The 12612-nt window shown below is 61.3% G+C and carries 12 protein-coding genes; 4 read left to right on the top strand and 8 right to left on the bottom strand.

Translation table 11 applies throughout. The annotated features are described in order from the left end of the window. Positions 1–51: 51 nt before the first annotated feature. Complete coding sequence (locus QMK52_RS02495) at positions 52–2784, top strand: LuxR C-terminal-related transcriptional regulator (protein WP_320403790.1); 2733 nt, start codon at positions 52–54, stop codon at positions 2782–2784. Between the two features lie 12 nt (positions 2785–2796). Here QMK52_RS02495 and QMK52_RS02490 read toward each other — a convergent pair whose 3' ends face one another. From QMK52_RS02490 to QMK52_RS02475, 4 genes are read right to left on the bottom strand one after another with little or no spacing between them, the layout of a single operon-like run. Beyond that, positions 2797–3354: a membrane integrity-associated transporter subunit PqiC gene (locus QMK52_RS02490; protein WP_032803258.1), complete on the bottom strand. Its 558-nt coding sequence runs from the start codon at positions 3352–3354 to the stop codon at positions 2797–2799. A gap of 14 nt (positions 3355–3368) precedes the next feature. Next, a complete protein-coding gene (locus QMK52_RS02485) occupies positions 3369–5018 on the bottom strand; it encodes an intermembrane transport protein PqiB (RefSeq protein ID WP_005784913.1) in 1650 nt (549 codons plus the stop codon). Further along, the gene (locus tag QMK52_RS02480) at positions 4999–5643 is read right to left on the bottom strand and encodes a paraquat-inducible protein A (RefSeq protein ID WP_005784915.1); all 645 of its coding nucleotides are present in this window, start codon (positions 5641–5643) and stop codon (positions 4999–5001) included. Before QMK52_RS02480 ends, QMK52_RS02485 begins: the two co-directional genes overlap by 20 nt. After that, positions 5640–6230: a paraquat-inducible protein A gene (locus QMK52_RS02475; RefSeq protein ID WP_005784917.1), complete on the bottom strand. Its 591-nt coding sequence runs from the start codon at positions 6228–6230 to the stop codon at positions 5640–5642. Before QMK52_RS02475 ends, QMK52_RS02480 begins: the two co-directional genes overlap by 4 nt. 148 nt (positions 6231–6378) lie before the next feature. Here QMK52_RS02475 and QMK52_RS02470 point away from each other — a divergent pair, with 148 nt between their 5' ends. Both QMK52_RS02470 and QMK52_RS02465 read left to right on the top strand, forming a co-directional pair. Continuing rightward, complete coding sequence (locus QMK52_RS02470; protein ID WP_005784918.1) at positions 6379–7023, top strand: MBL fold metallo-hydrolase; 645 nt, start codon at positions 6379–6381, stop codon at positions 7021–7023. Positions 7024–7197: 174 nt separating this feature from the next. Continuing rightward, positions 7198–7968: an OmpA family protein gene (locus tag QMK52_RS02465; protein ID WP_005784920.1), complete on the top strand. Its 771-nt coding sequence runs from the start codon at positions 7198–7200 to the stop codon at positions 7966–7968. Between the two features lie 69 nt (positions 7969–8037). Here the strand turns inward: QMK52_RS02465 and QMK52_RS02460 are convergent, their stop codons facing one another. The 4 genes from QMK52_RS02460 to QMK52_RS02445 form a co-directional block, all read right to left on the bottom strand. Further along, positions 8038–8619 carry a BON domain-containing protein gene (locus QMK52_RS02460; protein WP_005784922.1) on the bottom strand — a complete coding sequence of 194 codons (582 nt, stop codon included), beginning with the start codon at positions 8617–8619 and terminating at the stop codon, positions 8038–8040. Then, a complete protein-coding gene (locus QMK52_RS02455) occupies positions 8616–9209 on the bottom strand; it encodes a phosphoheptose isomerase (protein ID WP_320403789.1) in 594 nt (197 codons plus the stop codon). The genes QMK52_RS02460 and QMK52_RS02455 overlap by 4 nt, the downstream gene beginning before the upstream one ends. A gap of 93 nt (positions 9210–9302) precedes the next feature. Then, positions 9303–9674, bottom strand: a complete 372-nt coding sequence (locus tag QMK52_RS02450) for a YraN family protein (protein ID WP_005784926.1) — start codon at positions 9672–9674, stop codon at positions 9303–9305. Continuing rightward, positions 9674–11485 carry a penicillin-binding protein activator gene (locus tag QMK52_RS02445; RefSeq protein WP_005784928.1) on the bottom strand — a complete coding sequence of 604 codons (1812 nt, stop codon included), beginning with the start codon at positions 11483–11485 and terminating at the stop codon, positions 9674–9676. The genes QMK52_RS02450 and QMK52_RS02445 overlap by 1 nt, the downstream gene beginning before the upstream one ends. A 176-nt stretch (positions 11486–11661) precedes the next feature. Here QMK52_RS02445 and rsmI point away from each other — a divergent pair, with 176 nt between their 5' ends. After that, on the top strand, positions 11662–12567 hold the full coding sequence (rsmI, locus tag QMK52_RS02440; protein ID WP_164699512.1) for a 16S rRNA (cytidine(1402)-2'-O)-methyltransferase: 906 nt from the start codon (positions 11662–11664) through the stop codon (positions 12565–12567). Positions 12568–12612 lie beyond the last annotated feature (45 nt).

Here is a 12612-nt window from a genome sequence, read left to right as displayed (position 1 = left end):
AGTCTGCGGACATCTGCAATGCCGACAACAGCCTTCTACAAGAGCCCGGCGATGACTGATCTGTCCCGAATCCAAGGGCCTGCCAGTGTGGTGATGCCAACCCTGGAAGGCCGCTTCTACAGGCCCCCATTGCCTGACGGCTACGTGCTGCGCCCGCGCCTGTGCCAACGGTTGAACGCCGGCCTGGACGGGCGATTGTTGCTGGTCTGCGCACCGGCGGGGTTCGGCAAGAGTTCGTTGGCGGTGGAGTTCTGCCAGGGCCTGCCGGCCCACTGGCAAAGTCTGTGGCTGGGCCTGAGCCCACGGGACAATGACCCCGGCCGCTTCCTGGAGCGATTGCTCGACGGCTTGCAGCACTATTTTCCGCAGTTGGGCGCCCAATCCCTGGGTTTGCTGAAAATGCGTCAGCGTCATCAACCCTTTGCCTTTGAAGAATGGCTGGATGGCCTGCTCGATGAGCTGGCGGAGCATCTGTCCACGCGCTCGCCGCTATTGCTGGTGCTGGATGACTACCACCTGGCCCAGGGCCCGGTGCTGGATCGTTGCCTGCAATTTTTCCTCAATCATTTGCCCGACGGTCTGTTGGTACTGGTCACCAGCCGGCAGCGTCCGGATTGGCACCTGGCGCGCTTGCGTTTGTCGCGGCATCTGCTGGAGCTGCATGAACAAGACCTGCGCCTGACCCACGACGAATCCCTTGCCGTGCTGGATGGACACAGCAGCGCATTAGGCGGCGAAGCGTTGGAAAACCTGATCCGCCGCAGCGAGGGCTGGGTCGCCGGCCTGCGCTTCTGGTTGTTGGCAGCGTCCGAAGCCGGTGGCAATGAGGGGGCCTTGCCCCAAAGTCTGCACGGTGGCGAAGGGCTGATTCGTGATTACCTGCTTGAAGAAGTCATCGACTGCCTGCCTGCCGACGTGCAAGCGTTCCTGTACGACACTGCTCCCCAGGAGCGTTTTTGCAGCGAGTTGTGCGACGCGGTCCGCGAAGCCCATGACAGCGCCGAAATCCTGAGTTATTTGCAGGCCCATCAGGTTTTCCTGGTGCCGCTGGATGAGCAGGGCCACTGGTACCGTTATCACCATTTGTTTTCCGACCTGCTGCGTACCCGCCGCGAGAAGAGCACCACATTGCCGCCGGCCAGCTTGCACTTGCGCGCCTGCCGCTGGTTCAACACCCAGGGTTTGATCGACGAGGCAGTAGAGCAGGCGCTGCGGGCCGGCCATCTGGACGTGGCGGCGAACCTGGTCCAGAACCTGTCCGAAGAGCAACTGTTGGCAGAGCAGAATGTTGGCATGTTGCTGCGCTGGAAGATGGACTTGCCCGACAGCCTGCTGATCAGCACGCCGCGCTTGATCGTGCTCTACAGTTGGGCATTGGGGCTGGCGTGCCAATTGGACGCGGCCCAGGAGCTTTCCAGCTACCTCAGTCGCTTCCTGCCGGCACCCTCGGCGACCGCGCAAAGGTCGATGTTGGCCCAGTGGCTGGCGTTGAGCGGGATTATTGCCCGTGGGCGCGGGGATCGCGAATTGACCCTGCGCTATTGCAACGAGGCATTGGAAAGCCTGCCGCAAAAGCGCTACGGCCAGCGCCTGATGTGCCTGTCGACCCTGTCCAACCTGGCGATTGTCGATGCCGACCTGTGGCGCGCCCGCGGTTTGAACCGCGAATCCCTGGAGCTGGCGCAGCGCGTCGGTAATCCGTTGTTTGAAGCCTTGGCCCATTACGACCGGGCGCGGGTGTTGCAGTCACGCGGCGAAATCCTGCGCGCCCTGGACGAAGTGCGCCAGGGCCTGGAACGCTTGCACGGCCTGGCGCCCCAGCGCCTGTATGCGGTGCGTGCGCGGTTGTCGCTCTACGAAGGTTACCTGTTGTTGGCGCGTTACCAGCCCGAAGCCGGCCTTGTGCGTTTGCGCGCCGGCTTGGCCGAAGCCCGTGCCTGCCGGGATATCAGCGTGCTGATCGGGCATTGCGTGATCGCCAACTTTGAAGGGCGGCGCGGCCAGTTTTCCAATGCCTTTGCCGAGCTGGCCGAGGCCGAGCGCTTGATGCACATCTGGGACGTACCGCCGATCTATTACCTGGCGATGATTACGTTGATCAAATGCGAGCTATGGCTGGCCCAGGGCCGTACCGAGCTGGCGGACGCCTGGCTGACCAGGCTGGGGCAGACCTACAACGGCGAGCACGCCGCTGCCGCGCCGGAGTTCCACCCACACCTGCCACAACATATCGAACTGCAACAAGCCGCGCTCGATGCCATACGCCATCAGCCCGACACCGCGTTGCAATGTTTGGAAGCATTGGCGCAACAGTCCCAGAACAGTGGGCGACAGATGATTGCCTTGATGGCGCTGACCCAGCAGGCGCAGCTTCTGTTGGCGGGCGGCCAGGAGGCCAAGGCCGGACAGGTATTGGCCCGTGCACTTGAAGCCGGCTCGGGCGGCGCGTTGCAGCCGTTCCAGCGGTTGCTGGAGGGCTACCCGGACTGGATGCGTGAGCAGTTGGGCAAAGATCCCCATGGTCTGCTGAACCAGAGCTTGCTGGCGCTGCTGCCCCAGGTCAGCGTGGTCCAGGCCCCGGCTCATCAAGAAACCCTGAGTACGCGAGAGCTGGCGGTGCTGCAACTGATTGCCCAAGGCTGTTCAAACCAGGAAATCAGCAACCAGCTGTTTATTTCCTTGCACACCGTCAAGACCCACGCCAGCCATATCAACAGCAAGCTCGGCGTGGAGCGCCGAACCCAGGCAGTGGCGCGAGCCAAGGCCATGGGCTTGCTGGTCTGAGCCCAGCGCAGTTTATGGCGCGGCAGGGCAGCCTTTGAGTGACGTGCCGATGGTTTGATTGATCAGTGCCGCGAACCGCTTGAGGTTGTTCTGATGCGCCACCACCAGATCGTCGATGCCTGGCCCTGCGGGTGACTGCAAGGTGCTGCGACAAGTCAGGGGTGGGCGGTCGCCATTGATCTGGCGCAGGCGCCAGCGCACGTCGAGCAGCGCGTACTGCCCGGGGACCGAGTCAAAGCGCTGCACTTCAAGGCGCAGGGCCACAGCGTGGCGTGGATCGCTATTGGCCAATTGATCCACCAACGCGCTCCTGAGTTCGTCAGCGAGGCTGGCGGCCCACCACTGGGTTTCAAGAATCGCCAACCCACTGTCACCCTGGCGCACCACTATCTGCGCGCGGTCTACCTGGGGCGGCACGCTGAGGCTTTCAATCCGTACACCACCGGCATCTGCGCGTGAGCTGTTGCTCGCATGTGCCGGGGTCAGGGTGTGGAAGGCGATGGGGTCACTGCGACAGGCCGCGAGCAACAGCATCGTGGTCAGCAGGGTGATCTTCAACGGCGACGTCATGGCGGCTCCAATGGTCATTTGCGGGGTGGCCCTTGCAGGTCGTTCGGCGCGGCGTTATCAGGACGACCGCGAATCAGCGACTCCGGATGCCGGCCCAGGTAATCGGACAGCTCGCGCAAGGAGCGCGACATGCGTGCCAGTTCATCCAGGGTCTGGGTCAGTTGTTCACGCTGGGGTGAGTCTTCTGCCAGGGTTGAGCTGGCCGATTGCAGGGTCTTGCTCACGTCGGCCAGTGTCGTCTGCACACCCGGCAGTGTCTTGGCGTTGAATTGCGCCAGGCCCTTGCGCAGTTCGACCAGGCTGGCGTCGAGGTTGCCGGCAATCCGCTCGACCGGCAGTTGGCTGAGCTTGTTGACGATACCTTCGAACTTCTCCTGCAGTTGTTCCAGGTTGCCCGGGATGGTGGGAATACCCACGGGGCGCTGGTTCGGATCGAACGCCACTTTCTCGGCCTTGGGGTAGAAGTCCAGGGCGATGTACAACTGGCCGGTCAGCAGGTTACCGCTGCGGGCCTGGGCGCGCAGGCCGTTTTCAATGAAGCTGCCGATCAGGCGCACGCCGGCCGCCTCATCGTCAGGGTTGTTGTGCATGGCCTTGAGCAGCTTGGTGTGGGCCGCGCCGAGCAGTTGCGGGTAGATCACGATGCCGACATTGACCGGGAAGCTGCGTTTCTTCGCATCGAAATCCAGATTGATCGACACCACCTTGCCGAACTCGACGCCGAGGAACTCCACCGGTGCGTCGACTTTCAGCCCACGCAGGGCCTGATCAAAGCGCAGGACCATGTATTGCCCTTTGCCATTGGGCGGGGCGAGGGCGCTTTGCTGGTCTTCGAACAATTCAAAGCCGCGATTTTCCTCAGCCGGCTTGTCGTTGGGGTTGTAGGGTGGGGCCTGGAAGGAGATCCCGCCCATCAGCATGGACGACACCGATTCGGTCTTCAGTGCAAAGCCATTGGCGCCGACGCTCAGATCGACACCGCTGGCATTCCAGAACCGCGTGTTCTCGGTGACATACCCATCATTGGGTGCGTGTATGAACACTTCGACATTCACGCCCTTGCCTTCGCTGTCCAACTCATAAGCCACCACCTGGCCTACCGGGATTTTGCGGTAATAGACCGGTGAGCCGATGTCCAGGGAGCCGAGCGTCTGCGTGTGCAGGGTGAAACGCTTGCCAGGCTCGCCATAGGTGATGGGTGGCGGGTTTTCCAGGCCGGTGAAATGTTTGGCGCGGGTTTCGGACTGGCCGATATCCGCGCCGATGTAGTCGCCGGACAGCAGCGTGTCGATACCGGATACGCCGCCTGCGCCGATACGTGGGCGCACCACCCAGAATTTAGAGTCTTCGCGGGTGAAGCTTTCGGCCTGTTTGGACAGCTCGATGGTGGCGTTGACACTTTTCTGGTCACCGCTCAAGGCCACGGCGGTCACCTGGCCGATCACCACATTGCGGTATTTGACCTCGGTCTTGTTGGCGACCAGCCCGCTGCCGGTCTTGAAGTTGAGGACGATGGTCGGCCCTTGTTGCATGACGCTGTGAATCACCAGCGAGATCCCCACCAGCACTGCGACAATCGGCACGATCCAGACCAGTGAGACACTGAAGCGACGCGTCTTGATCGCGGGTTGCCCCGCAGGGGTGTCAGCCTTGGATGCGCTCATCCGAGGTCTCCTCGTTATGTGGGTTTTCCCAGATTAGCCGGGGATCAAAACTCATGGCCGCGAGCATGGTAAATACCACCACCAAGCCAAAAAACAGAATGCCCAGGCGCGGTTCGATCGTGCCCAGGGCTTGAAACTTAACCAGCGCGGCCACCAGTGCGACCACGATGACGTCCAGCATCGACCAATAGCCGATCAGCTCGATAAACCGAAACAGCTTTGAGCGTTCCTTGCGCGCCCACTGGCTGTTGCGCTGCACGGTGATCAGCAGCAACCCCAGTGACAAGAACTTGATGCCCGGCACGGCAATGCTGGCGATGAAAATGATCAGGGCGATGTCCCAGGCGCCATGCTGCCAGAACTCCAGCACGCCGCTCATGATGGTGCTGTCTGCGCCGGAGCCGAGCATGGTGGTGTTCATCACCGGCAGCAAATTGGCCGGTATGTAAAAGGCGAGGGCGGTGAGCAAGTAGGCCCAGGTGCGTGTCAGCGATTGCGTTTTGCGCCGGTGCAAGGGCGCGCCGCAGCGCTCGCATTCAGTGGGCTCCAGGCGCATGTCGCAGGCCTGGCCGCAGGTATGGCACAGGCACAGGTTGAGCTCGCGGGCGGTGGGCGGTGAATTCATACGGTGTCCCACAGGTCGCGGACATCGCGCCCGGCAATGCGGATCAGCAACAGGCTGAGGGCGGCCAAGGCAAACAGGCCGGTACCGGGGATTACATCCAGCATACCCGCCAGTTTGAACACGGCAACCATGGCGCCCAGCAGGCAGACTTCCAGCATACTCCAGGGCCTGAGCGCTTCCAGCCAGCGCATGCACAGTTTGAACGCCGGCGAACGCTGGCCGGCCAAGGCAAAACTCAAAACCCAGATCAGCAAGACCAGCTGAAACACCGGCGCGATGATGATGGAGATCGCCGCCACCAACGCAATGAACGTGATCGGCCCCAGACTCAGCGCCACCACCGAATCCCACAGCGTCGCACTGTTTTTCAAGCCCTGCAGGCTGATGCTCATCACCGGATAAAAGTTGGCAAAGGTCCACAGCACTGCTGCGGTCACCGTCAGCGCGAGGCGTTGTTGCACCGACAGGCCGTTATAGCGCTGCAGCACACCCGAACACCGCACACACAGGGCTTTTTGATGTTTGGCGAGCGTGACCTTTTCGTACACGCAGTCGCAGTGCTCGCAGATGATCTGTTGATTCGCCATGGGTGTTGCTCCAAATGCGACTGACTGCAGCGGGGGATGGCGCTTGTGTAGCTTAGCAGCGGATACACCGCCGAATCGATCCCTTCCAGAGTGGGGGCACCTCCACCATACTGCACTTGGAACGCGCCAGAGAGCTTGCAGGACACTCATGACTACCGAAAAACCACCACTGATTCGCGAAACCTTCCCCGTCGGCCCGTTGCAGTGCAACTGCACCATCATTGGCGACCCGATCACGAAAAAAGCCATCGTAGTCGACCCCGGCGGCAATCACGAATTGATCCTGGCGCGTCTTGATGCGTTGGGTCTGAAGGTGGTGAGCATTATCCACACCCATGCTCACCTGGATCACTTCCTGGCCTCTGGCCAATTGAAAGAAAAAACCGGAGCCACGCTGCACCTGCACAAAGATGATCAATTTCTATGGGACAACCTGGAAATGCAATGCCAGATGTTTCGCGTGCCCTATGTGCCAGTGCCGTCGCCGGATCGCTGGCTGGAACATGATGAAGAATTGGCCTGTGGATGCGGTGTTGCCTTGCACACCCCTGGGCATACGCCGGGTTCGATGAGCTTCTGGTTTGCTGATGCCCAGCTGCTGATTGCCGGTGACACCTTGTTCCGGCGCGGCGTTGGGCGCACGGATTTGTGGGGCGGCGACCAGGCGACGATCGTGCGGTCGATCAAGCAGCGCTTATACACGCTGGATGAGCGCGCGACAGTGGTGACAGGGCATGGGCCGGATACGTTGCTGGGCGATGAGATGCGAGAGAACCCTTTCGTGCGTGCGTGATGGGTTGTCGGCTCTGATACAAGTCGGTACAGACACGCAGGCACAGGCTCGAGCCAAAGACAGCTATGCTTTGCGTGCCCACGGAATTTTTGCCGCTTGTCGCGTTCCAAACTCGGCACAGGTCCATTGCCAATGTCCTCTGCATCACAGAATGCAAAAGTAGGAGCTCCCTTCATGTTTACTCCGCGTCGTCTGCTTGTTGTCGCTACCGCCGTAGCCCTGTTGTCTGGCTGTGCCTCACCTAATCCTTATGACGGCAGCCAGGGACAGGCCGGCAATGGTTCTGAAAGCGGTATGAGCAAGACCGCCAAGTACGGCGGCCTCGGCGCGCTGGCCGGTGCATTGGCCGGTGCGGCCATCGATCATAACAACCGTGGCAAGGGCGCGCTGATTGGCGCCGTCGTTGCGGGTGCCGGTGCTGCAGGCTATGGCTACTACGCCGACCAGCAAGAGAAAAAACTGCGTGAAAGCATGGCCAACACCGGTGTGGAAGTGCAGCGCCAGGGTGACCAGATCAAGCTGATCATGCCGGGCAACATCACCTTCGCCACCAACTCCGATGCGATCTCCAGCAGCTTCTACCAGCCGCTGAACAACCTGGCCAACTCCCTCAAGCAGTTCAACCAGAACACTATTCAGATCGTCGGCTACACCGACAGCACCGGCAGCCGCCAACTGAACATGGACCTGTCCCAGCGCCGTGCGCAGAGCGTGGCCAACTACCTGACGTCCCAAGGCGTCAATGGTGCCAACCTGAGCGCGCGCGGTGCCGGCCCGGATAACCCGATTGCCAGCAACGCCGACGTGAATGGCCGCGCCCAGAACCGTCGTGTCGAGGTCAACCTCGGCCCGATCCCTGGCCAGCAATACGGCCAGCCTGGTCAGCAGCAGGCGCCACAGCAGAACAACCAGTTCCAAGGCAATCCGTACCAGCAATACCAGTAAACGCTAGGCACTAAAAAGGGCGCCGTGCAGTCAAAGCACGGCGCCCTTTTTTGTGGCTGTGTGTCTACATCAGTCGATGTATTCGAACACCTTCACGATCTTCTGTACGCCCGACACGCCCTGCACCAGGTTGGCGGCGCGGGTCGCTTCGGCCTGGGTCAGCAGGCCCATCATGTAGACGATGCCGTTATCGGTAACGATCTTGATGCGCGAGCCCGGCACCGCGCTGTCGGTGAGCATCTGCGCCTTGATCTTGGTGGTCAGCAGCGCATCGTTGCTGATGGCCAGCAGGGTGATCGGGTCCATGACCTGCAATTCGTTGTGGACCTTTTTGACTCGTTGCACGCCCGCAGCGGCTTGTTCAGCCTGGGCCTTGAGGTCGGCACGTGGGGTTTGCCCTGCCAGCAGGACGACGCCGTTGAAGCTGGTCACCACGATGCGCGAGGCGCCGTTGCCCAGGTCTGTGGCGGCCTTGGCGACATTGACCTTGACCTTGGTTTCGATCAGCGAATCATCAATGGTGCTGCCGAAAGTACGTGTGCCGCGGTCGTCCTGGATGGGGGTGTCCCGTGTAGCGGTGATTGCCGAGCTGCAGCCGCTGATGGCAAGGCACAGCGTGATGGCCAAAAGGCTGAGGCGGTTAACGGTCATTCTTCACTCCCGAACAGTTGGCTGTCGATCAGATCGCACAGGCAGTGGATCGCCAGCAGGTGGACTTCCTGAATACGTGCAGTGACATTGGCCGGGACGCGAATCTCCACGTCCTCAGGCAGCAGCAGCGAAGCCATGCCGCCACCATCGCGACCGGTTAAGGCTACGACAATCATTTCACGATCATGTGCGGCCTGGATCGCTTGAATAATATTCGCTGAGTTGCCGCTGGTGGAAATCGCCAGCAACACGTCGCCCGAATGGCCGAGGGCGCGGATCTGCTTGGAGAATATTTCGTTGTAGCTGTAGTCGTTGGCGATCGAGGTGATCGTCGATGAGTCGGTGGTCAAGGCAATGGCCGGCAGGCTCGGGCGTTCACGCTCAAAGCGGTTGAGCAGTTCGGAAGAAAAATGCTGGGCATCGCCAGCCGAACCACCGTTGCCGCACGAAAGCATTTTGCCTCCGTTGAGCAAGGTGTGGACCATGACCTGGCTGGCTTGCTCGATGTGCGGTGCAAGTACGTCCATCGCCTGTAGCTTGGTGTCGATGCTGGCCTGGAAAAGCTGGCGAATTCGGGATTGCATGTCCATCTGTGTGACCTTAAGTAGCGCGGCTGTTTGGCACAGGTAATGTGCAGCCCGCAATGCAAAGAGCAAAAGTGTGTGGTGAAGGTGCCGGGTGCGTCAGCTGTCGAAGGCATCTTTGAGCCAGTTCAGATCAGCAGGACCCGACGGTGTGCTTTCTATGGCGACCACATCGAAACGGCAGGGGCTGTCAGCCCAGCGATGCTCTTTTAGCAGAAAAAACTGCGCGGCGAGTATCAGTTTCTGACGCTTGCGCCCGTCGATACTGGCGAGCGCGCCACCCCATTGTGCGTGTTTTCTGTAGCGGACTTCGACGAATACTACTGTATCGCCGTCAAGCATGACCAGATCAAGCTCGCCGCGTTTACATAACCAGTTCTGCGCCAGAAGACGCAGACCCTGTTGTTGCAGATATTTCAGCGCTTGAAGTTCGGCATCCTTGCCGCTTTGTGCGCTGGACCGCTCGGGCATCAGCGTGGGGTATCGGGCAGGCGCTGAATGGCGCCGCCGACGAATTTCGCCCATGGCATCTGGCGGTCAACGCGCTGGTTGGCGCTGATGCCCAGGTTGCCCGAGAGACCGTCGACACGGGTGTCCGGCAATGCCTTGAGTTGGCCCAGGCGCGGCGCCAGGCGGTAGGCGTCGACGCCCATCGCGTACAGGCGGCCCAGGCTGCCATTGGCTTGCGGCCATTGCGCGGCGACCTGGTTGCGCAGCGGGTCGGTGGTGTCAAGCAGCCAAGGGGTTTCGCAGAACATCACGTTGGTCATGTCCAGGTACTGGTTGCGGTCGCCGCTGGCACTGAAGACATGGGACGTGGCGTAGACCGGCACATCGCCGGCGTACTGGAAGTTCAGGGTCGGCTTGATCTGCTGGGCCAGTTGCGGGGTGACCGCCAGGAAGATGAACTCGATGTCCTGGCGACGCGAAGGCTGGGCGGCAACGTCGGTGCCGACCGTGCTTTGCAGGCTCTTGGCGCGACCTTCACTTTTACGCAACTGGAACAGGTCGGCGATCTGCTGGGCCAGTGCCACTGGCTGATCGACATACTCGACGCCCATCACAGTGCCGCCATTGGCTTCCCAATCCTGGCGGAAGGCTTTGTAGACACGCTCGCCCCATTCGCCACGCGGCACCATGGCTGCGGCGCGATGCAGGCCATCGGCACGGGCGCGGCGCGATACTTCACGGGCTTCGTCTTCAGCGGCCAGGCCGAACTGGAACAGTTGCGCCGGGCCTTGATCAGTCTCGCTGTAATTGAGTGCCAGGGTGGTGATCGGCAATTGCGGGCGTGCACTGAGTTGCTTGACCAGCGGTTTTTCCAGCGGGCCTACCACCAATTGCACGCCGGCGGCCTGGGCCTTGGCGTAGAAGTCGTCGAGGGAGGTCATGCGCGAGCTGTCGTAGAACTCGATGACCGGCGCCTTCTGCCCGGCCTGTTCGGCCTGGTAGTGAGCCGCCATGAAACCTTCTCGCAATGCCTTGCCGACCGAAGCCAATGGGCCTTCCTGCGGGAGCAGCACGGCGATCTTGTTCAGGGGCTGGCTGGCCAGCTCCTTGAGCCTGGTCAATGGCGTCGGCAGTTGCACCGCTGCCGGGTGGCCCGGGTTCTGCGCGCGCCAGGTATCGATAGCGGCCTGTTGTTGCTCCAGGGTGCCGGCGCCCTTGACCGCCTGGGCCAAGGTCACCCAGCCATCGAGTGTCGGGTTGCCGGTGGCCTGCAACTGTTCGGCCGGCAGCGCGGCAATCAGCACCCAGATGGCTTCGTGGTTGCTTGCAGCGGCATCGCCGGTCAGCAGCGGCGCCATGGCAACCCGCTCGCGAGCGGCGGCCAGGGTCTGGCCGTCGGCTTCGTAAGCGCGGGCGTGCACGGTACCGGTGCGGATCTGCTGGTCTGCCGGCAGCTCCTTCAGGCTTTGCAGGCTGGGATGGTTCAGCGCCGCCAATGCCGCCTTGGGCTGGTTGCGAGTCATCGCCAGTTCGGCGGCCAGGGTGCTGGCAAATATCTGCGCGGCGGGTTTGAGGACGTCCAGGGGCACCTGCGCAAGGATCTGCGACGAGCGGCCGGCATTGTTCTGCTGGTAGGCCAGGTCTGCCGCACTCAGGCGCAGCATGGCGGCCTTTTCCGGCGTGTTGGCGTTCGTTGCCTGTTCGAGCAGTTGCTCGATACTGGCATCCGGGGTCCGTGGCAGGTCGCCAAGGCTGGACGAGGGCGAGCTGGCACACGCGGCCAGCAAGGCAGCGAGGCAGAGGGCGGAGAGCAGCCGCAGGCAAGCGATCATGTAAGTGTTCCTGATACCGATCAAATTAGCGTGGAAGTGTACCCAAGCACTGGCCCAGGCGCGATGTTAGTGGCGTGAAACCATGGATTTAGGTCGTGCAAATGTTGCGATTAACCAGTGCTGGCTGAAACGGCATCCACCGTGATGGCATATTTTCACGGCGTCTACGCGCTACAATGTGGCTTTTGCCAACCATCGAGGTGTGCGTTTTGACTGCTCCAGGTCCATTGAATTCCACTGCTGGCTCGCTTTTTGTGGTGGCGACGCCGATTGGCAACCTGGACGACATCAGTGCCCGGGCGCTGAAGGTGTTGCGCGAGGTTAAATTGATCGCGGCGGAAGACACGCGACACTCCCAACGGTTGATGCAGCATTTTGGAATCAGCACGCCACTGGCGGCGTGCCATGAACACAACGAGCGCGAAGAAGGCAGCCGTTTCATCACCCGCTTGCTGGCCGGTGATGACGTGGCATTGATCTCCGATGCGGGTACGCCGTTGATTTCCGATCCGGGATACCACTTGGTCCGCCAGGCACGCGCCGCTGGTATCAATGTAGTGCCTGTTCCGGGAGCGTGCGCGCTGATTGCCGCATTATCTGCCGCAGGCTTGCCGTCGGATCGGTTTATTTTCGAAGGTTTCCTGCCGGCCAAGGCAGTCGGCCGTCGCGCACGCCTTCAGGCCCTGAAGGAAGAGCCGCGCACCCTGATCTTCTACGAAGCTCCGCACCGCATCCTTGAATGCCTGCAGGATATGGAACTGGTGTTCGGCGGCGAGCGCCTGGCATTGCTGGCCCGGGAGTTGACCAAGACCTTCGAAACCCTCAAGGGGCTGCCGCTGGAGGCGTTGCGAGCGTTTGTCGAGGGCGACAGCAATCAGCAGCGGGGCGAATGTGTGGTGCTGGTGGCGGGCTGGAGTGCGCCGGAGAATGAAGACGCCGTGGGCAGCGAAGCCATGCGCATCCTCGATCTGTTGCTCAAGGAAATGCCGCTCAAGCGTGCCGCTGCCCTTGCCGCAGAAATTACCGGGGTGCGCAAAAACGTGTTGTATCAAGTGGCGCTCGATAAACAGAAGGCTGAATAGTTCCGGGGTCGAATCTGTATTTCGTCCGAACATGATGGCACTGCT

This window comes from Pseudomonas sp. P9_2 (assembly GCF_034008255.1).
Lineage (GTDB): Bacteria > Pseudomonadota > Gammaproteobacteria > Pseudomonadales > Pseudomonadaceae > Aquipseudomonas > Aquipseudomonas synxantha_A.
Note: the sequence above shows the minus strand (reverse complement) of the source record. Positions and strands in the feature narration are given on the sequence as shown.